Source organism: Vibrio sp. VP6 (genome assembly GCF_028823755.1).
In the GTDB taxonomy this organism is placed as follows: domain Bacteria; phylum Pseudomonadota; class Gammaproteobacteria; order Enterobacterales; family Vibrionaceae; genus Vibrio; species Vibrio parahaemolyticus.
Genome location: NZ_JAPEID010000031.1, coordinates 20,198 through 41,825, shown reverse-complemented (window position 1 = coordinate 41,825; position 21,628 = coordinate 20,198). Strand labels below are relative to the sequence as shown.

Genomic DNA, 21,628 nt, shown 5'->3' with positions numbered 1-21,628 from the left:
ATTAGCACCCGTCAATGAAATATCGATTATTTCATCAATAAGCTTCTGCTGCATATTGCCAATTGTGAACGATACGTGTAAAAAGCAAGGCGAGATAATTATCCATAAAACAATTACAGGCTGGTGGGCAATTTTAGGATTTTACATTTTATTAGCACAGAGGTTATGGAAGTGTTAAAACAAAAGAGTTTGCTAAACAACATTGGCGTGCAAGTCGTCATTGCAATGATCGTGGGTACTGCCGTTGGTGCTCTAATGGGTCATGATGCGACTGTATTCGCGCCATTAGGTGCTATCTTTATCAACCTAATCAAGATGCTGGTAATCCCATTGGTTGCTGTTGCTTTGATTTCTGGTGCTGCTGGTCTTGGTAACAGCCAGTCTGCGGGTAAAGTTGGCTTGGTAACATTGGGTTACTTCGGTTTAACTTCGGCTCTAGCAGTTGCATTGGCTCTGTTTATGGGTGAAGTATTCCAACCGGGCATGGGCATCGACGTTTCTGGCGTAGAAGGCATGTTCTCGGCAGAGTACGCTTCAAAAGGTGAACTACCTACTTTCTGGGCAACCATCACTGGTATGATCCCAACCAACGTTTTCCAATCACTGAATGAAGCGAACATCCTACAGATCCTAGTATTTTGTATGTTCTTTGGTATTGCGATTTCTAAGCAAGCGAAAGAGCGTCGCGAACCAATCATCAATGGCGTGAACTGCATTGTTGATGCAATGGTTTGGATGATCAATAAAGTGATGATCATTGCACCTATTGGTGTTTTTGGTCTGATGGCAGAAGCCGTAGGTACGTTCGGTTTTGGCGCACTCATGGTTGTATTCAAACTGTTCGTTGTTTACGTTGCGGCAATCCTTGTATTTGGCTTTATCGTATACCCTGCGATGGTGCATGTTTTCACGAAGACATCAGCGAAGAAATTCGTGTCTGCAATGAAAAAACCACAAGCAGTTGCACTATCAACAGCGTCGTCAATGGCGACACTGCCTGTCACTATGGATACGTGTGAAAAAGAACTTGGCGTGAAAAACTCAACTGCGTCATTCGTTCTGCCTCTGGGCGCGACCATCAACATGTCTGGTAATGCGATTTACTACGGCTTGGTGGCTATCTTCTTTGCACAGCTGTTCAACATCGACCTAGGCATGGGCGCTTACATCGCGATCATCGTGACTTCAACACTAGGTGCGGTTGGTCAAGCTGGTGTTCCAGGCCCTTCTTTCCTAGTGGTAGCAGTACTACTAGCGGCGGGTATCCCAATTGAAGGTCTGCCTCTACTCTTCGCTCTTGACCGTATCTTCGACATGATTCGTACGGCTCTAAACATTACTGGTGATGCAGCATGTGCGGTCATTGTTGATGCTTTAGTAGAAGAAACTGCCGCTGACGCGGAGTTACAGAAGCAAGAAGCTTAGTTTCCTAACAAATACTTAAAAGCCGCTCAAAAGAGAGTTACAGAAGCAAGAAGCTTAGTTTCCTAACAAATACTTAAAAGCCGCTCAAAAGAGCGGCTTTTTTTTCGATTCTTTGCATTACGTAACCATACAAATAGAAACTAATAGCATAATTTTTCTGAAGTGATATAACGCCCGTACTAACTATAAAAAACGTCAGATCTAGGTTGTATCATGAGTCTTAAGCTGTCTTTGGTTTCGCTTTCCAATACAGATTTGCCTATTGAAACAAAACAACAGGCACTGATCGATATTGTTCTTCGCTTCCTAACACCACAAGAGAGAGCCTCTCTCTTTGAGTCCATCACTCATCAACGAGAAACGAACTTGCTGGCACGCTATCCTGAGTACCAGTCCAAAAGTCTTTCTGTCTTGTTTGAGCTAATGGATTATCGAGATTTGGTTCGACTGCATCCGAACAACCTACATGACGACGTCTATCTACTTGAATTAACCGTAGCAGAGTGCTTCCCTCATTGGTTAGACTTTTGGTGCGCTTGCGAAATCGAAGCCATCAAACAGAAATACTCGCTTGAAAACCGCGAGCCAGCGACTGAACTCTCCTTCGAAGACGCCTCTTACTCAGCAATGCTCATTGATGATATTTCAGAGTCTTCAATGCGCGTTCAACTGCCCAGCTACCCAGTGGCAATGACCTTGAGTGACGCCGTTGCGCTGAGTAATTTGGAGCTATTCGTTCAAGGAGAAAAGTGGTATGAGATTTTGCCCTTGTTGTCACTTTCTCAGAAAGGTAAGCACTTTATTCTGCTCCAAACTCAGACAACTCCGGTGTTGGTCGCATCAGCACTAATCCAAGACTGGAACCAACGTAACACTTGGCTAAGTTATGCGCCGCAGTTTAACAGTGAAAAATGGCGATTCTGTCTACCTCTGCACGGCTATCAAGAGCTTAATCGTCTTGATATCTTGGCAAGTGACCTCGTTACAGACTATGGTTCTTTAACAGTGTTTGATCAGGCATTCCAAACACACATAACTAAAACAGAGACGGTATGCGAAGTGCTGCGTCTTACTGTGAGCGGCAGCGTTCAACACAAGCTCTACTTCTTATACCTTGCACAAAAAGAGCTGATGAATGTGCTGTTTCAGTCAGGCTACAAGGTTGGGTTCACCATTATAGAACAAGCGTTCATGTTAAATTTTTATCAATCTATTGATTCTAAAGCCTACTTTCATTCAGGATACTGCGACATTAACGGTGACGGTACTAATACGTACCGGGGTTTCTGGAATTTTGAATCGATGGTAGACACCTTTAAACGCACAGACTTTCGCGATTATAAACGCCGTATTCGAGTAATCAGACAAAATACGCAGGTGAATGAACATGCTTGATATAGGTCTTAGTGGCCTACTCTACCCGAAAGCCATCACACTGTTTGCTACAGTGGCCGTGGTTCTCGTGTGGCTGCTGTACTACTGCTATCGCCTTAAACAAAAGAACGAAGTGATCTTAGGTTCGTACCACGCGCCTTATATCGCCTATTCGACATGCATTATTATTTGGATTAGCAGTAACGCCTACTTCCATACCGATTTGCTACCTCTGCTTGGGTCAGAGGGCGGCATTTTCATGGCGAAATTAGCCAACTTAGCTTCCTTCTTCGCATTTGCTTTTGCTTTCTACTTTTCTTGCCAGCTCGCCGCAGAGCAGAAAAAAGGCAAAGTAAAACTGTGGCAACAAGGCATTTTTGTTGCGCTGACGGTTTATTCTCTGGTCATCAATTTACGCCCGAACCTAACCGTTGAGAATGTGCTGATTGATGGCCCTAGCCAATTTGTGATTGAGTTTGGCCCTCACACTTCATATTTCTTCATAGGATTGGTGACCTTTGTCGTTATGACACTCACCAACCTCATTAGCATGCGCGCAAACAGCAGTAAGCTCTCTATAGCGAAGAACAATTACATGATCGCAGGGATCTTAGTATTCATGCTGTCTACGGCTGTCATACACCTAGGCATGACCTACTTCCTTGGGGATTTCTCACTAACGTGGCTGCCACCAGCGTTATCCATCAGTGAAATGCTGTTTGTTGGTTACGCGCTGCTTACATCGAGATTCTACAGCGCCAAATACCTTGCTTATCTGACGATCAGTGTGCTTTTTGTGTGCACCATTTTCGTCCTGCCATTAGGTGCGGTATTTATTCCAATGTCTGAAGACAATCAATGGCTCATCTCAATTCCGATTTGCGCCTTGATTGGCATCACCTGGCACTTGGTCTACAAACGCGTTAGCCGAATCGCATCGTTCTTTATCTACGGCAATCGACAAACACCAGTTCAGCAGATCTTAGCGTTAGAAGAAGAGTTTAAGCGCTCAATCGACGATGCCGTGCATCAGTTGAGCACATTACTCAACATACCCAATGACAAGCTTCAACTCGTAACCAGTAACTACACCGAAACCTTCTACGAAGATTATTTACACAGCAATGATTCGGTTTTGGTGCTCGACGAACTCTCTGAAAGGCTCGACGAAAAACCGTCTTCAAAAGGTTCAATCAAAGCTCTGTATGAACGCATGAGATCGAGTAACACGGCACTTGTTATGCCACTGTTTGGCCGCGAAAAGTCGGTTTCACATTTGCTGATTTCTTCACACAAAAGCGATAACAAACTGTTTTCGAACGAAGAGATTTCAGCACTACAAACATTGTTGATCCGCGTACAAAATACGATTGAGTCTGATAGAAAGATTCGTCAAAGCCGCGCGTTAGCCAACTCGATCGCCCATGAAATGCGCAACCCATTGGCGCAAGTTCAGCTTCAATTTGAAGCGCTGAAACAGCACATTGATAGCAATGCATCCGATGACAAGATCAGAAGCGATATAGAAAAAGGCCAAGCAGCAATTCAGCGTGGACGCCAACTCATCGACATCATCTTGCGCGAAGTCAGCGATACTTCTGCTGTGCATGAACCCCTTTCGCTTACTTCGATTCATAAAGCTGTAGATCTTGCGGTGAGTCGATACGGTTTTGAAAACGAACACATCATCGAAAGGGTGAAACTTCCGACTCAAAACGACTTTGTCGCCAAAATCAACGAGACGCTGTTTAACTTTGTCATTTTCAATTTGATTCGCAATGCGATTTACTATTTTGATTCCTATCCCGATAGTCAAATTGAAATCAGAACCCTCGTCGGCCCTTATGAAAACACGCTTGTTTTCCGCGATACAGGGCCTGGGATTGATGACAGCATCGTACACAAAATCTTTGATGACTTTTTCTCATTCCAGAAAAGCGGCGGTAGCGGGCTTGGCTTGGGGTACTGTCAGCGTGTGATGCGTTCTTTTGGTGGTCGAATTGAGTGTAAATCGGTAACTAATGAATTTACCGAGTTTTATCTGCATTTTCCGGTTGTGCCAAATGCACCGAAAGTAGAAACACTTCGAACGCCAAACTTTTACAACTGGAATCAGAAAGTCAAAACCAAACCAAGTCCAGAACCTGTCGTACAAATCAACAAAGATGCACCAACTGTGCTCATTGTCGATGATAAAGAGGTGCAACGTACTTTGGTTCAAATGTACCTAAATCGACTTGGCGTCAATAGTTTACAAGCCAATAACGGCGCAAATGCGGTGGAACTGTTTCAATCACATCAGGTCGATTTGGTGTTGATGGATGTTCAAATGCCCGTGATGAATGGGTTTGACGCCAGCGAAAAAATCAAGCAGTGCTCCCCAACTACGCCAATCATCGCCCTGTCTGGCGAGTCTGGAGAGAAAGAGCTCGAGATGATCGCTAAATTGATGGATGGTCGTCTGGAAAAGCCAACCACACTCAACGCATTGCGTGATGTACTGGTGCGATGGCTTCATTTCGATAAAATCAGCGTAACGAACAGTCATCAAATTGCGAATGAATAGTTGGCATTAAAACTGCTTAACTGAAGTACAAACCGAATTATCCAGAGCGTTGAGCTTGCTGTCATCAGTCAGGAAGCTTGATAAGGAGATGGCTATGTTACTTCACCGACACACATATTACGGCTTGATTCATCACGGAATAAAAGCACTATTGTTAGACAGAATCGGACGCTACACCGAGGAAGAGTATCACCAATATTTGAGCCTAATGACAGGCAAATCGACTTGCTTCACCATGACGCATGAAGAGCTAGAAGCCACCGTCGATAACTTGTTGAGAGAAGGCTATTTGGAAGACGTAAAGTCTCTGATTTCTCAATACCAACGTGTGGCGTAGGAAAGAACCGTTTAGCACTCGATCCATGACTCAAGCCTACAGAAGCTCACCAAATTATCTGTACTAACGAGCAAGATTTCGCCTTTTTAGGTGCCTTAAACATATCAATACATTGCCGCTCATTAAGCGGCAATTTTTTATCCATATCCCTTGAGCTATTCACATTACGCCAGATTCCGCTAGACTGTCAGCAACTCAACAACTCGGTAGTTTTTGGCAACATGAAGCAAATCCTTGATTTTATTCCTCTCATTATCTTCTTCGCTCTATACAAGATGTACGACATCTATGTAGCGACTGGAGCACTCATCGTTGCAACGGCAGTTCAACTTATCGTGACCTACGCGCTGTATAAGAAAGTAGAGAAGATGCAACTGATCACGTTTGTCATCGTCACGATATTCGGCAGCATGACCATTTTCTTCCATGACGACAACTTCATAAAATGGAAAGTCACTATCATTTACGTGGTGCTTGCCGTTGGCTTAACCGCCAGCCACTTAATGGGAAAATCGGTCGTCAAAGGCATGTTGGGTAAAGAGATCACGCTACCTGACGCGATTTGGGCGAAGATAAACTGGGCATGGGTAGGCTTCTTCTCATTTTTTGCAGGCCTAAACATTTACATCGCTTACGAGCTACCTCTGGATGTTTGGGTTAACTTCAAAGTATTTGGAATGCTGATCGCCACCTTCGCCTACATGATTGCTACTGGTGTCTACATTTACAAGCACATGCCAAAGGAAGAGAAAAATAACTCCTCCGATGTCTCGGTTGATGATTAAAAACTCAATTTTGCTATAATCCGCGCAAATGTATTATTCACAGCGACCTTCGGGTCGCTGTTTTGTTCAACGGACCAATAATTACTGCATTAGTATTCTTATTGGCACACCATATTTGCGCTTTTTTTGAGCGCCCTTGAAGATTTAGGATGTCACTATGAGCCAAGAATTTAACTCTCCGAAAGGCCAGCTTCTGCTTCGTACCCTTGCAATGCCCGCTGATACAAATGCAAACGGCGATATCTTTGGTGGTTGGATAATGTCTCAACTTGACTTGGCGGGTGCGATTCTGGCGAAAGAGATCTGTTCTGGTCGCGTCGTTACCGTTTCTGTTTCAAGCATTACATTTAAAAAACCAGTCAGCGTAGGTGACGTGGTTTGTTGTTACGGCGTGTGTAAGAAAATCGGCCGTACATCGATGAGCGTTGACCTAGAAGTTTGGGTGAAACCAGTGAAAGTCGACGGCATCGAAGATCGTTTCATGGTTTGTGAAGCAACCTTTAACTATGTAGCCATCGACAGTGAAGGCAAACCACGTCCAGTGCAAAGCTAAGTTGTCATAAAATCGAATTGCTAGGAAGAATCTCACATTTTCTATTGTTCACTTGTGAGAGGTTCAAAAAAGACGTTAAATTAACACTTTACCCCACCAATTAAGGAACTATGCTATGTGGTACGTCATCTTTTCTCAGGACGTCGAGAACTCATTGGAAAAACGTATGGGCGTTCGTCCTCAACATTTAGAACGCTTGCAACAGCTTCAAGATGAAGGTCGTTTACTTACCGCAGGTCCGATGCCAGCGATCGACTCTGATAACCCAGGAGAAGCCGGCTTTACTGGTTCGACAGTCATTGCTGAATTTGCCTCTTTGGAAGATGCAAAAACATGGGCTGACGCCGATCCTTATGTGGCGGCGGGCGTTTACGAAAACGTGATCGTAAAACCGTTCAAAAAAGTGTTTTAAGTTATGAAAAAATTACTGTGTCTCTTCCTCGCCTTTGGTGCATTGGCGGGTTGTTCATCAAGCAATGACAACCAACGCCAACTTGAATTAATGGCGTCTAACCGTGCTGGTGTCTTGTCTGCTGGACTGCCGTTGGAATACGGTCCGCTGCAAATCATGCGTGTTTCTTCTAACAAGAACGTGGTAGAAATGATGATGATTTACAACGACGATGCTTTAGGTGCGAAACCATTAAACCAAGTACTGAATACCAGTATTTATACATACTGCAATACGCCGTCGGTAAGAGAGCAAATTGATATGGGTTTGATGTACCGATTGAAAGTGCGTAACTCACGCGGTCAGTTAATTGCTGATGAATTGGTTTCAGAGCAAACCTGTAGCAAAATCAAATAGTCACAGTAATTTGCTTGTCGCTCAAGCCCGACGACAACGAGAGCTGTCGTTAGTGAGCTAGGCGTACATTAAATAAAAGACGCAAAAGCGGAGACGATGGTCTCCGCTTTTTTATTGGTGACGAGCTATCTTATGCAAGCTCTGCGCGAAGCTTCTTCGCAGCAGACACTAGGTTGGCAAGTGCAGCTTCCGTCTCTGCCCAGTTACGTGTTTTCAAACCACAGTCTGGGTTTACCCACAAACGTTGTACCGGAATCTTTTCTGCCGCTTTCTTGATTAAGCCTTCAATCCACTCTTCCGTCGGAATATTTGGTGAGTGAATGTCATAAACACCTGGGCCGATTTCGTTCGGGTAATTGAACTCTTCAAACGCTTTAAGCAGTTCCATATTTGAGCGTGACGTTTCAATGGTAATCACATCTGCATCGAGCGCTGCAACAGAATCGATGATTTCATTGAACTCGCTGTAACACATGTGAGTGTGAATCTGAGTTTCTGGTTTTGCACTCGCTGCTGAGATCTTAAATGCATTCACCGCCCATTCTAAATACGCTTTGTGATCACGCTTTTTCAACGGCAGACCTTCACGAATCGCAGGCTCATCGATTTGAATGATATTGATGCCTGCATCTTGCAAATCAGAAACCTCATCACGCAGTGCTAATGCCAGTTGTTGCGCGATTTCTTGACGTGTGATGTCTTCACGCGGGAACGTCCAACATAGAATCGTCACAGGGCCAGTTAACATGCCTTTCATCTGCTTGCTGGTTAGCGATTGTGCGTACGTCGACCATTCAACCGTAATCGGCTTTTCACGCTCAATGTCGGCAACCACAATGGCTGGTTTCACACAGCGCGAGCCATAACTCTGCACCCAACCAAATTTCGTCGTTTGGAAGCCCGCCAAATTCTCCGCGAAGTATTCCACCATGTCGTTACGTTCTGCTTCACCATGCACAAGTACATCTAGGTCGAGCGCTTCTTGGCGTTTTACGGCATCCGCAATGTGTCCTTTAAGTGCTTGGATATAGTCTGACTCAGATAACTGACCAGTACGATAAGCACTGCGCTGAACACGGATTTCACCCGTTTGAGGGAAAGAGCCGATTGTCGTGGTTGGCAGCAAAGGTAAACCCAACACTTCAGCTTGATGCGCAGCACGCTCCGCGTAAGGTGCGCTGCGCTCGGCAAGTGACGCTGTAATATTGTTTAAACGAGCTTGCACTTGGGGCTTATTCACATGTGTTGCCGTTTTACGTGCTTTGATTGGCTGGCTATAGGTATCACAAGCGAGAATCGCATTTTGATCACCGTCGAGTGCTCGGCCAAGCAAAGCGACTTCTGTCACTTTTTGTTTTGCGAATGCAAACCAGCTTTTCACTTCTTCACTTAGCTCTGTTTCCAGTTCCAGATCAACTGGGCTATGTAATAGAGAGCATGAACTCGCCACCCAAAGCTTGTCGCCCAATTTCTCTTTGACTGGCTGCAGACGTTCAAGTTGCGCACTCAAATCCGAGCGCCACACGTTACGACCATTCACAACTCCGGCAGAAAGCACCCAACCTTCTGGTAGTTTGGCAACCACGTCGTCAAGCTGTTGAGGCGCGGCAGACAAATCAACGTGCAAACCGTCCACTGACAGCTCAACAATTTTGTCTAGGGTATCGGTGACAGAATCGAAGTACGTCGTTAGCAGCACTTTCACATCGCTACGAATCACTTGGTATGCCAGCTTGAACGCGTCAGCCCACTGTTTTTCTAGCTCAAGCGACAAAATCGGCTCATCAATCTGAACCCACTCAACACCTTGGCTCGCCAGCTTAGCCAAAATAGCTTGGTAAGCCGTAAGCAATCGTGGCAGTAGCGTCAGGCGATCGAACCCTTCTTCTACCTCTTTACCTAAGTGAAGATAACTAACTGGGCCGAGCAATACCGGCTTCACTTTATGCCCGGCTTGTACTGCTTCGTTGATTTCCTCAAACAGTTGCGGCCAGCTCACTTCAAACGTATCGTCCTTGCTGAATTCAGGTACGATGTAGTGGTAGTTTGTGTTGAACCATTTAGTCATATCCGATGCTGCTGCACCCGCACAACCACAACCCGCTTGAGATTGACCACGACCCACTTTGAATAGCGTATCGAGATTAGGAAAACCACCTGCGTGACGTTTTGGCACGTGACCCAATAGCAACGTCGTCGTCAATACATGATCGTACCAAGCGAAGTCGCCAGCGGTAGTAAAACTTAAACCAGCCTCTGTTTGTGTTTGCCAGTTTTTAGCGCGCAGATCTGCACCAACTTTTTTAAGTTCTGTTTGATCGATGTCACCGCGCCAGTATTTTTCCTGAGCGAATTTTAATTCTCGTTTTTCACCGATGCGTGGGTAACCGAGTATGTGCGTTGTTGTAGCCATGTCCCTATTCCTTTTTCAATCTTGTTCAATTTGTTTAGGTCAGAGCATCTTTCTCTAAATTCACAAGATGTCTGGATGGCTAAACTATCTCTCTCCTCTGTCGTTTGGACAACGTCCATTTATTCAACTTGTTTATTAAAAAAATTCATCATGGGTCGATTTCATTCGCAAATAAACCACAACAATAGACGTCTAGACGTTTACATATCCATTTTTTGTCGTTAAGTTAGTTATGTCTGTCGCAGTCAATCAATACGTTTTAACAGCAATAAAAAATTGCTTGCGAGTGAAGTGGATTTGTTTGATAAGTATTTATTCTTAAATCAAAAATTCAAAGTAGCTATTGAGTATTTCAACAAGACAGAGCATTAAGAAACCATATTAAGACGTCATTGACTGGGATAGGAATTCGTTCACGGCGAACCACAAAGGATGAAAGGGATTCATGATAGAGCTAAAACATTTGCGAACATTAACTTCGCTTCGAGACACCGGCTCGTTAACTGCTACGGCTACTGCCTTGCACTTAACGCAATCCGCTCTTTCTCACCAAATCAAAGATCTCGAATCTCGTATTGGCGGTCAGTTATTTTTACGCAAAACTCGCCCAGTAAAATTTACCTCTGAGGGTGAAATTCTCTTGCGCCTCGCAGAAGATATTTTGCCAAAGCTGGCAAGAGCAGAAAACGAACTGGCAAGTTTGAAAGAGGACGTCAACGGTCGATTACACATGGCTATCGAATGTCACTCATGCTTCCAATGGCTCATGCCTGCTCTAAGGGAATATCAATTGGCGTGGCCAAGCGTCACGTTGGATTTTTCGTCCGGCTTTGGGTTTGAGCCCTTACCCGCATTGTTGGCTGGCGAGTTAGATCTCGTTATCACGTCGGATATTCAACCTCGTTCTGAGGTACATTATGAACCGTTGTTTGACTTCGAAATGCGCCTAATTACTGCGACCAATCATCCATTAGCTGACAAAGAAATTATCGAACCACAAGATCTTGCCGATCAAACTATGCTCTCTTATCCGGTTCAGAAACAAAGATTGGACGTTGTTAAGCACTTCTTGCAGCCAGCCGGCGTCGAGCCTGCCAGATGGAAGCAAGCGGACAATACCTTAATGCTGGTGCAAATGGTTTCCGCAGGGTTGGGCGTTGCGGCGCTGCCAAACTGGGCGATATCCGAGTTTTCTCGTCAGGGGTTAATCACCAGTAAACCATTTGGCAAAGGTTTGTGGCGTCGTCTGTTCGCAGCAACGCGTAACTCTGAAAAAGATAAGCGTTATCTGCAAGCCTTCTTTGCGACGGCGAGACAACAATGCAAAAGCCATCTTGACGGCATCAAGATGGCTTAACAACAAGGAATCGATTAAGACTAGCGTTCGTACGCTTTGAATTGATTGGTGAGTGGGTCGTACTGATAACCAAGCATATCAAGTTTGCCCACCACCGACTCAACATCCATTTCGTAGACCGAAGCCAACTCGTCAAAACTGTCGCACTCTAAGCGTAGTTTTTCGTTGACGATACCCAACAAAATGATGCTATCCAGATTGCCTACATTGCTTAAATCCATCGCGACACTCCTCTTCGACAACGTATCAAGGTATATACCAAAGTGACTTCAAGATGTAGAGTTCAGAGCGTTGTCACTAATTAAAGTTCAAGGAAAACAACGCTGCGGAATAGCCAGCTATTTCCAAGTTTTTTGACGATGAAATTGCTTTAGTGACACGCTCCCAAAGGGCGAGTTGTCTTGGTTCGCATGCTTTGTTAACAATTTTTGATTTAGAACTACTAGATCTTCAAATTGTTGCCTCGCCTTCAAACCAAGTCATTCTCGCTGAACCAAGCATCTCGAGGTTACTTGGGTATATACATACAGCGTAGACAGGATCTGGAGAATTTAAAGTGAGCTCACTCGAGATCGTGAACTCACTATCAGACTGTTAAACAGCCAGAGCAAACAAACCTTGTAGGCTTGTCATGGAAGCAAGAGCAAGCAGCAAAGCAATGCTCAGTTGCACTTTTTCTGGCGCCTTGTGTGTGAAGATATGCCAACACCAAACCACAATGGTAGAGATAAGCAGCGCTAAAGAGATCAAAATCGGCTGCGTTGCGCTCGCAAGCGTAGCTTCATCCAATTGGTACGATGAAAATAAAGTCGCAAGCACCAATAGCATGCCAGACACAATACCCGTTACAGGTAAAATACGGTGGAACGCCTGTAGTCGGCTGCGGGCAATCGTAAGCAACAATTGAGAGAACGACGCACCTAAGAAGAAGATCATCACAGCCATCGCTGCTGAAGCAGGCCAATTCGGCTGTTCAAACACTTGAATGCTCACGTAAGCAAACGCCAAACCATTCGCTAAATGCAGCGCCCACAACGGGCCCTTTTCACGCGTTTTCTTGGTCTGAACTTGAGAGTAGAAATAGAAAATCGCGAACACCACCATAAACGCTTCAATACGAAGTGATGCTACCGCAAGCCAAAGTACCCCTATCGCAGGCAACATTTTGTGGAGACGACCTCGCTGACCCGGACAAATATCGCCCTTGATCAAAAGCAAAGTCAGCAGCGCTTGTGCGCCAAATAACATTGGAGGAAAAGTAACCAGCAATTGTTGAATCATGTTGAATGCAAGCTCAAAAGTCGTTTTGGGGTGGCGATAATAGCAAATCACCTATCGCCAAACCACCTAAACTCTCCGCCTAACTTGCGATCCAAATAGCATCAAACAGGCTTAATGCTCATGCATTCAATATTAAGCCTGTGCAGCAATACTTGACCTAGTCATTAGCAAGAAGCCAGATACTGCAAGGCATCATCTTGAGTGAGTAGCCCACGATATTCTTCTTTGGCGTCGCACAAGATCCAAGGAAAGCCTATACCAGCTTTGATCAAATCTCGAATGGCCGCTACTGGCAAACAGGCATCAACTTGCTCAAATGCGGTGCTCATCACCTGATTGACTGGCCGTTTCCAAAGTCGATGTTCGCGCTCGGTTTCTAAATCTGTCCCCATCGCTGGCGTGATGTGCAAGTTGACTTGCTCTTTGGTGATCAACCCAACGCAGCGGTTTTCATTGATAACCACCAAAGGTGCACTTGGGCTCAGATTCATGTATTCCACCGCCAAAGACAGCGGTTCACCTGGGTCGAGTCGGCGCACATCGTGATGACATAACGACTGCAGCATCGCATCTTGAGTCGGTTTAACCATGACACCATTAAAAAGTGTGTCATGTGCTTGAGCGGTATCGAGTAGCACGACTGGCAATGCCTGAGAAAAGAGGAACCCCTGCATGTAATCAACACCAATACCAGCCAACACTTCGAGCTCGCGTTGTGACTCGACACCTTCGGCAACCACCTCGACGTTCAGCTTGTGTGCCAAATCGGTAATGGTTTTGACGATGTTATAACTTGTACTGCCCTCATGAATATTCTTGACGAACTTGCGGTCGATTTTTAGTACATCAAATTGCCCTTCTTCCAAATAAGAAAACGAAGAGTAGCCCGTACCAAAGTCGTCAATCGCAATTTGAATACCCTCTTGGCGAATCTGTTCTAACGCAAACGCGTGTTCTTCATCTTGCTCGAAATACGCGGTTTCTGTTAACTCAATAGTCACCAGTTTTGGGTTTACATCGCTGGCTTTAATCAAATCGAGCGATCGCTGGAGAACTTGCAATGAATCCAGCTTGGTATTCAACGAACGATTAATGGAAAGTCCGATATTTTCGCCATAGATTTTTTGCAAATGTGGCCACTGCTTCAGCGCGGTTTGGCAAACAACGTCATCCAGCGCAGCGATCAACTCCAGGTCTTCAATGATGGAAATCATCTCTTGCGTGCTGTACTCGCTGTTTTCGTGATAGAAGCGCGCTAATGCCTCGAACTTCACCACATTGCCGGTTCGCGTTTCAATAATTGGCTGAAAATACACATCCACCAGCTCACTTTCAATTTGGGTTTTCAGGAACGTTTCCAAATGCTGACGTTTCACCAACTCGGCGTGAAGTTCACTGTTGTAAAAGTTGAAGTAGCCGTTTTCTCCAGCTTTCGAAGACACCATCGCTTGCGCTGCATGAGCAAGTGCCTGTTTTGGATTATTGGTGTCATACCCAAGAACAGAAACCCCGGTTTGCCCTTCCACAATCGTAGCGTGCATTTTGTTCCCCATTTCACTTCTCAGCTCAGAAAAGAAGCCTTTCATGGCTATTTGAATCAAGCGCAAGGGGCTCAACCACTGACAATGTGGCGTTTGTAAACAGACCACAAAGACGTCTCGCGACAACTGCCCCGCAATGCTGGTGTAGCGACTGCGCATGATAAAGTCCGCAAAACCTAGCTGCTGTTCCAACATGCATTTCTGGGCAAAGTTCGGTCTTAGCGTCATCACGATATTGAGGTCTTTGTGACCACTTTCGTTTGCAAGGTTATCCAATTGAAGTTCGAATTCATCTCTGGTTGGCAAAAATGCCGACCAGTCTTGCACTTGCTCACAACGATTTTTCATCCACAAAAGGGAAGCCGAGATATCCGTTGAAAAACCGAGAAAAAGCACACGCCCTGAATTGAATGTAAGGCGATAGATACACAAATGATGCGCTTGGTTGCTGCCATTGGCTGTGCGGCTAAGAAGATTGCCGCTCCAATACCCTTCTTCATCAATGTGTTTCCAAAGCTGATCGTAAAACGCTTGGCTATGGTGAGAAGTGCTGAAGATGTAGGTTTTTAACCCAACGAGATCGCGATTTTGATACCCCATCTGAAGCTCAAAGGCGCGATTGCAACCAAGAATACGCGTGTCTTCATCGGCAACGAGTACACCGACGTTTGGCAAATCGAAGATGGTTTCAAGAATCTTCGCCAGCTCTTCACACCCAGTGATGGTCAGCTGAGGAATGATTGTGCCTTGAACAATCCGCTCGTTGAGCTTTTCAAAACTCATGGTGACATGAATGAGCTTGGCGTCATTAGGCATTAAGCAACAAGAAAAATGCCCTTGCCCACCCATAAATTCGACGTCCGCAATGCGTTGACGACAAGCCTCTTGCTGCCCCATCAACATATATTGAAGCAGCTCATCTAAACTGTTAATCGGACGTTTAAAGCCAAAAGCATTGGCCATGCTTGGTTGATCGCATTCAAACTCACGAGTATAGATGTCATAAGACCATTCCACGACCTGAGTGTGATTGGCTGCATGCTGCACTTGTCCTTGTGCAATCGTTAGTGATTCGCTCATTTCCTAGCCCCCTTATTTTGGTCGGCCTTTTTGCTCTCCATTCAAAACCCAATGTCACAGTCGATGTTTGAGGAACCTTTAGGTTCTCTGTTATGACTCGAAAGTTAACAGGTAAGCCTTGCGGTTTTGAATGTTGCTTCGAGCATGCTCGGCACATGCACTTTTAACTATGCACTAATTTGATTATAGGCGAGTTTCAAATAAGCATTCCATTGCTTATCAAATGTATTAAAATTGCGACAAACAAATCTAAGCAGGCTAATAACCATAAGGCTTCAAAGGGGATATCAGATAAAAAATCGTCGATATAACAATGATATTTCTGCAAACCAAATAAAACTCGCTGAACTGAGCTTGAATAGATGAGTTTGTTATAGATACCTGATCATCAAATCGCTATAATTCGCGCTCCCTGGAACAGAGAGCAAAATATGACCAATAACATCACTCCTATTCATGAGTACAAAAAATACTGGGCAGAGTGTTTTGGTACGGCACCTTTCTTGCCGACCAGTCGCAAAGAAATGGATGCCCTAGGATGGGATAGCTGTGACATTATCATCGTAACCGGTGACGCTTACGTAGATCACCCGAGCTTTGGTATGGCTATCATTGGCCGTCTGCTAGAAGCGCAGGGTTTCCGTGTCGGTATCATTGCTCAACCAGAATGGCAAAACAAAGATGCGTTCATGCAGCTTGGTAAGCCAAATCTGTTCTTCGGGATCACTGCGGGTAACATGGACTCCATGATCAACCGTTACACCGCGGATAAAAAACTTCGTCACGATGACGCGTACACACCAAATAACGAAGGTGGCAAACGCCCAGACCGCGCGACCTTGGTTTACTCTCAACGTTGTCGTGAAGCTTACAAAGAAGTACCTATTGTTTTAGGTGGTATCGAAGCCAGCCTACGCCGTGTTGCACACTACGATTACTGGTCAGATAAAGTTCGCCGTTCGGTACTATTTGATGCAAAAGCAGACATCCTACTTTTCGGTAACGCAGAACGCGCACTTGTAGAAGTAGCGCATCGCATCGCAAATGGCGAAGACATCAGCACCATGACCAATATTCGTGGTACAGCCGTGAACTTGCCAGCCGCGCCAGAAGGCTACACGGTTATCGATTCTTCTCGCATTGAAAAACCTCGTAAGGAAGCGTTCGTACCAAAGAACCCATACGAAGTAGAAACTCAGTGTGAAACTAAAAAAGATGAGCCAGTTGCACAACCATTCACGATTCGCCCATCACGCCACGATGCTGCGACAACTGCGGTTCGCCTGCCTTCATTTGAAAAGCTAAGAAACGATCGCATTCTTTATGCTCATGCAAGTCGTGTATTGCATTTAGAAACGAACCCGTACTCAGGTCGAGCGTTACTTCAAAGCCATGGTGATCGTGAACTTTGGGTAAACCAAGCCCCAATCCCATTGACGACCGAAGAGATGGACTTTGTGTTTGGCCTGCCTTACGCGCGTGTTCCTCATCCTATGTACGGCAAAGCAAAAATTCCAGCGTATGACATGATCAAAACGTCTGTGAACATCATGCGTGGTTGTTTTGGTGGCTGTTCTTTCTGTTCAATTACCGAGCATGAAGGTCGAATCATTCAAAACCGCTCGAAAGAATCTATCATCAACGAGATTGAAGAAATTCGCGACAAAGTTCCGGGCTTTACCGGCACAATTTCCGATCTTGGTGGCCCGACTGCAAACATGTACCGCCTAGGTTGTAAAGATCCAAAAGCAGAAGCGAACTGTCGTCGTCCTTCTTGTGTATTCCCGGGCATCTGTAACAAGCTAAATACAGACCACAAACACACCATCGATCTATACCGCGAAGCGCGTAAAGTTGAAGGCGTGAAGAAAGTGATGGTCGCATCTGGCGTACGTTACGACCTTGCGATTGAATCACCAGAATATGTAAAAGAGCTCGTAACTCACCACGTAGGTGGTTACTTGAAGATTGCACCGGAACATACAGAGAAAGGCCCTCTTGATCTGATGATGAAACCGGGCATGGGCACGTACGATCGCTTTAAAGAAATGTTCGAGAAGTACAGTGCTGAAGCAGGCAAAAAGCAGTACTTAATCCCTTACTTTATCTCTGCGCACCCAGGCACAGAAGACGAAGACATGCTGAACCTTGCTCTGTGGCTGAAGAAAAACAACTTCGAGTGTGACCAAGTACAAAACTTCTACCCATCGCCGATGTGTAACGCAACGTCAATGTACTACTCAGAGACTAACCCTCTGAAACGCGTGAAGTACAAACAGCGCGAAGACATTCCAGTCGCGAAAGGTGAACGTCAACGTCGTTTGCATAAAGCACTACTGCGTTACCACGATCCTGCTAACTGGCCATTAATTCGTGAAGCACTGATCAACATGGGTAAGAAGCATTTGATTGGTGACAAACCAACGTGTTTGGTTCCTGCAGAAGATATTAATGCTCAAACTCCAGCGCAACGTCGTAAGTCTGGCCGTCACGGTGCAAACCGCTTTGCAACCAAGCACACCAAAAACCAACCGGGTTTCGGTGGCCACTTGAACAAACGCGCTGAAGGCGGTTCAAAAGATGGTAAACCATCTGGCAACCGTAACGGTTCTGGTAAAGTACAAGGTGGTCAACGCCCTGCTAGCAACGGCCAGCGCCCTAGCGGCAACGGTGCAAACCGCCCAGCAGGTAGCAAGCCGCAAGGCCAAGGTCGTCCACAAGGCCAAGGCAAACCAGCCGGTCAACGTAAGCCAAAACGTCGTTAGTTCATTAGAACTTGAATACTAAAAAGGGCTCCAGAGGTAACTCTGGAGCCCTTTTGTTTTGTTCGATATTTCTCGCCAATTGTTTTGCCGGAAATGAACCGAGTGAGTTGGCTTGAACTCACTCGCTTGATTAAGACAACTTGAACTTACTCAACTCACCGTGAAGATCACTGGCTTTTACTGTCAGTTCGTTACTGATCGCTACAGAAGATGACATGGTATCCATCACTTCCATCGCCGTATCATTAATCACAACCACATTACGGTTGATCTCTTCTGACACCGAACTTTGCTCTTCTGCCGCTGAAGCGATCTGATTATTCATATCATTAATCACTTCAATAGCTTGGTTGATTTCGGCTAATGCCAATTGCGCTGCTTGTGTTTCTTCTTTGGTATCCACCGCTTGTTTCTGGCTTTGCTCCATCAACACGACGATTGATTGCGTTTCTTGCTCCAAACGAGCCAACATTGCACGAATTTCTTCTGTCGAGCCTTGTGTGCGCGTTGCAAGGTTGCGGACTTCATCGGCTACCACAGCAAAACCACGACCCGCTTCACCAGCACGCGCAGCTTCAATCGCAGCGTTCAGCGCCAACAAGTTGGTTTGATCAGCAATGCCACCAATCTCACTCAGAATACCCTGAATCGCCGTGCTTGAAGCCACCAAATTCTGCGTCTGGTGCTGTGCATCATTCACTTGCGAAGCGAGGTTATCCACCGCGCTTGCAGCATTGTCCATACGCGACATGCCATTCGCACTATTGCTTTGAACTTGGCTTGCCGCTGCTGCTGCTTGTACCGCAGAATTTGCCACTTCTTGTGCGGTTGCGCTCATCTCATTAATCGCCGTTGCTAGCGAGTTGACTTCGTTCACTTGAACGTTCAGTTGCTCTCTCGAAGCCGCCGCGCGAGCTTGGCCTTCACTTGCGTTTTTATCAACTTGGTCTGCCGTCGCCATTACGGTTAAAAGCATTTCCTGAATGCGAGCGAGGAAGGTATTAAACCAGTGCGCCAGTTGGGCGGTTTCGTCCTTACCTTTCACCTCAATGCGGTAAGTTAGGTCGCCCTCGCCTTGTGCTGCGTCTTTAAAACGCTCCACTAAGTTAGTTAACACTTTGCCCAACGAGGTCGCGATCATCGTCATCGCAACAATACCAATCAGAGCCGCAATAATCCCTGCCCACACTCCCTTTTCAAGAGCTTCTGCACTTTGTTCTTCACTCCATCGCTCGTAGTCATCCACGTTCTTTTTAAGGAAGCTACTGGGAACCGACACCATAACGATCCAAGGTGCATCGCTGGTTTCAATTGCAGTAATCGCATACTCATCCCCACCAAACGTCACAAGGCCTGCGCCTTTTTGTTTCGCAATGGATTGAATACGAGCCCATTGAGACGCCAACTCATGAGAGACTTTCTTGCCCACTTGATCCGCTTGGCTGCTGTTCGCCAGTGTGATGCCTTTCCACGAAGAAATCAGAATACGGCCTTGTCCATAAAACAAGTCGCTCGCGTAATCTTCACTTTGGCTTTGTAACTCGTTCAATGACAAATCAAAACCGAGAGAGCCGATGATCTCGCCACGTAACTTGATTGGTTGGCTGATGGTCGTGATCAGTTCTTGTTTGCCGCGAACCGGATACATGTACGGTTCCATCACGAACGTTTTGCCCGTTTCGTAAGGCATCAAGTGCCAATCGTCTTTACGCTCACCGTTGTTGTTTAATTCAGTATTACTAAAGCTATCCATCGCCACAACATCAAAACTGTTGTGCGAATTTGGCGAAAAGAATGGCGCTAAGTAGCCTTCGCTATTAAAGCCAAGGCTTTTGTCTTGAATCGTTGGCTCAACCCACGATGGCTTTTCCCACACCATGTAACCAGCAAACACAGCTTTGTTCTGAGCTTCTAGCGACGCAATAAACTGTTTAACAATAATGTCTGGCGTCGCGGTCGTCTCTGCGCTTAATTCGATAATTGAACGCGCTTGCTTTAGGTTCGCCAACACTGGCTCTAACTGGTTGGAAATATTCAGCCCTTGCTGAATCGCCGTATTGCTCAGGTCGGTCGTGGTGGCTTCGTTCAGTTGAGATTTTACTTTTGTAGTGATTTGTTCATTCACTTGCGTGAACGCATTGGTTGTCATACCCATTGCAATCAATAGAGTGAAGGCCATTGCCCCACCCGCACTGACAGCAATTCGAGTGCGTATACTGTTAAACATGATAGCCTCACAAATTGATTTTTATCTGGCATTAAGCATTGGAAGGATCATGGATTTTAAACAAGTAAAGTTAATGGGAGACTTTCGTTTGTGAACAGATCAAGAACAGAAAATGTAGTTTTATTAATAAAAATAAAATAATGCAGCGTTTCGCTTATGCATGAAACCATTGATTTGATTGAATTATCTCAAAAAAGAGAATCTAAGCGTTTGTATTTAAACGTAATAACCATATCTAAAAAATGGTTTTATAAAAAGTAAGAACCTTTCCTATCGAGTGCACTTGTGAAGATTGGCAATTATTAATAATGTGCTCAGTGTCACATAAATAATTCAGTATCTTCATGTATAGAACCAAGATAATAGTGGGCTGGCGTCAGGATAATAGTATAAGGTTTAGGGATTAACAGGGATGACTTGGGCTTATCTGGAACGAGTTTTGGGATAGTAATCCCACGTTTAAGCTGCCGTCCCGATAGCCTTAATGGAGGAATCAGGACGACAAATATTGCTCAAATAGTAGCAGCTAACGAAGGGGCTAATTTTCTTTGTTCGTTTTACTTTCACCAAGAACCATAGTGTTAGAAGCAATGTACATCATTTCATGATAGTGTGCGACAAACCTAATAACGCCCGTCTCTAACTCTCCAAGGTGTCTTGCTTCGTCAAATACGACGTCTTCTCCAATCATATCTTTTACAAAGTTCATAGCTGATAAGATAGTAGAAAGTGTTTCTCCGTTTAAGCCCTGCTCGGTAAGCATTAACTCCTCATCAAGTTTTTCATAAACTAGTTTTGCTAAATTTATATCCGCGATTCGCTTTGTCCAATGTCTGAAATCTGGTCTTTTCTCTAAAATCGCTTTGTGCTCTCCAAACAATAAAAAATCAATACTCAACTTATATCCAACAGCTACTTCAACAATATTGTCCAATGGAACTTTATCTCGTTTTTTCCAAGTCGCTATTGTTTGCTTTGCCACTCCTAATTTTGATGCTAACTCTAGATCTGATTTCGTTCCAAGACTTGAAGACAACCTACCAAGAACATCTTCTGCTGCGATATGAATCATATTTCCTCCTGTTAAATGTCAATCTGAACTTGACATTTCATTTT

The 21,628-nt window shown here is 45.1% G+C and carries 16 protein-coding genes; 10 read left to right on the top strand and 6 right to left on the bottom strand.

The window, feature by feature from the left end:
• Nucleotides 1-165: 165 nt before the first annotated feature.
• The 8 genes from OU793_RS17895 (at nucleotide 166) to OU793_RS17860 (ending at nucleotide 7,848) form a co-directional block, all read left to right on the top strand.
• Entirely contained in the window at nucleotides 166-1,425 is a 1,260-nt protein-coding gene (locus OU793_RS17895) for a dicarboxylate/amino acid:cation symporter (protein ID WP_021484952.1), read from the top strand.
• Nucleotides 1,426-1,638: 213 nt separating this feature from the next.
• A complete protein-coding gene (gene opaM, locus OU793_RS17890; RefSeq protein ID WP_020838754.1) occupies nucleotides 1,639-2,820 on the top strand; it encodes an acyl-homoserine-lactone synthase OpaM in 1,182 nt (393 codons plus the stop codon).
• Nucleotides 2,813-5,365 (top strand): hybrid sensor histidine kinase/response regulator, encoded by a 2,553-nt coding sequence (locus OU793_RS17885; RefSeq protein ID WP_140103737.1) that lies wholly within the window; start codon nucleotides 2,813-2,815, stop codon nucleotides 5,363-5,365. The genes opaM and OU793_RS17885 overlap by 8 nt, the downstream gene beginning before the upstream one ends.
• A 94-nt stretch (nucleotides 5,366-5,459) precedes the next feature.
• Nucleotides 5,460-5,702, top strand: a complete 243-nt coding sequence (locus OU793_RS17880) for a hypothetical protein (RefSeq protein ID WP_005481662.1) — start codon at nucleotides 5,460-5,462, stop codon at nucleotides 5,700-5,702.
• 221 nt (nucleotides 5,703-5,923) lie between these two features.
• Entirely contained in the window at nucleotides 5,924-6,487 is a 564-nt protein-coding gene (locus OU793_RS17875; protein ID WP_005481614.1) for a septation protein A, read from the top strand.
• A gap of 157 nt (nucleotides 6,488-6,644) precedes the next feature.
• Entirely contained in the window at nucleotides 6,645-7,040 is a 396-nt protein-coding gene (gene yciA, locus OU793_RS17870) for an acyl-CoA thioester hydrolase YciA (RefSeq protein ID WP_005459205.1), read from the top strand.
• Nucleotides 7,041-7,155: 115 nt separating this feature from the next.
• Nucleotides 7,156-7,452: a YciI family protein gene (locus OU793_RS17865; RefSeq protein WP_021453642.1), complete on the top strand. Its 297-nt coding sequence runs from the start codon at nucleotides 7,156-7,158 to the stop codon at nucleotides 7,450-7,452.
• Between the two features lie 3 nt (nucleotides 7,453-7,455).
• The gene (locus tag OU793_RS17860) at nucleotides 7,456-7,848 is read left to right on the top strand and encodes a GspS/AspS pilotin family protein (protein WP_005459209.1); all 393 of its coding nucleotides are present in this window, start codon (nucleotides 7,456-7,458) and stop codon (nucleotides 7,846-7,848) included.
• A gap of 130 nt (nucleotides 7,849-7,978) precedes the next feature.
• Here the strand turns inward: OU793_RS17860 and metE are convergent, their stop codons facing one another.
• Entirely contained in the window at nucleotides 7,979-10,261 is a 2,283-nt protein-coding gene (metE, locus tag OU793_RS17855) for a 5-methyltetrahydropteroyltriglutamate--homocysteine S-methyltransferase (RefSeq protein WP_140103738.1), read from the bottom strand.
• Nucleotides 10,262-10,706: 445 nt separating this feature from the next.
• Between metE and metR the strand changes: the two genes are divergently transcribed.
• Nucleotides 10,707-11,618 carry an HTH-type transcriptional regulator MetR gene (gene metR / locus OU793_RS17850; RefSeq protein WP_005481610.1) on the top strand — a complete coding sequence of 304 codons (912 nt, stop codon included), beginning with the start codon at nucleotides 10,707-10,709 and terminating at the stop codon, nucleotides 11,616-11,618.
• Nucleotides 11,619-11,638: 20 nt separating this feature from the next.
• On the opposite strand, the gene OU793_RS17845 is transcribed toward metR, so the two are convergent.
• From OU793_RS17845 to OU793_RS17835, 3 genes are all read right to left on the bottom strand, one after another.
• Nucleotides 11,639-11,839 carry a DUF4250 domain-containing protein gene (locus OU793_RS17845; RefSeq protein WP_005457961.1) on the bottom strand — a complete coding sequence of 67 codons (201 nt, stop codon included), beginning with the start codon at nucleotides 11,837-11,839 and terminating at the stop codon, nucleotides 11,639-11,641.
• Between the two features lie 373 nt (nucleotides 11,840-12,212).
• Nucleotides 12,213-12,899 (bottom strand): hypothetical protein, encoded by a 687-nt coding sequence (locus OU793_RS17840; RefSeq protein WP_005457936.1) that lies wholly within the window; start codon nucleotides 12,897-12,899, stop codon nucleotides 12,213-12,215.
• Between the two features lie 164 nt (nucleotides 12,900-13,063).
• On the bottom strand, nucleotides 13,064-15,520 hold the full coding sequence (locus OU793_RS17835) for an EAL domain-containing protein (RefSeq protein ID WP_069547721.1): 2,457 nt from the start codon (nucleotides 15,518-15,520) through the stop codon (nucleotides 13,064-13,066).
• A gap of 431 nt (nucleotides 15,521-15,951) precedes the next feature.
• Here OU793_RS17835 and OU793_RS17830 point away from each other — a divergent pair, with 431 nt between their 5' ends.
• Nucleotides 15,952-18,285 (top strand): YgiQ family radical SAM protein, encoded by a 2,334-nt coding sequence (locus tag OU793_RS17830; protein ID WP_140104009.1) that lies wholly within the window; start codon nucleotides 15,952-15,954, stop codon nucleotides 18,283-18,285.
• A gap of 130 nt (nucleotides 18,286-18,415) precedes the next feature.
• Here the strand turns inward: OU793_RS17830 and OU793_RS17825 are convergent, their stop codons facing one another.
• Both OU793_RS17825 and OU793_RS17820 read right to left on the bottom strand, forming a co-directional pair.
• Nucleotides 18,416-20,512 (bottom strand): methyl-accepting chemotaxis protein, encoded by a 2,097-nt coding sequence (locus tag OU793_RS17825; RefSeq protein WP_140104008.1) that lies wholly within the window; start codon nucleotides 20,510-20,512, stop codon nucleotides 18,416-18,418.
• Nucleotides 20,513-21,050: 538 nt separating this feature from the next.
• Complete coding sequence (locus OU793_RS17820; protein ID WP_159404064.1) at nucleotides 21,051-21,584, bottom strand: helix-turn-helix domain-containing protein; 534 nt, start codon at nucleotides 21,582-21,584, stop codon at nucleotides 21,051-21,053.
• Nucleotides 21,585-21,628: the final 44 nt, after the last annotated feature.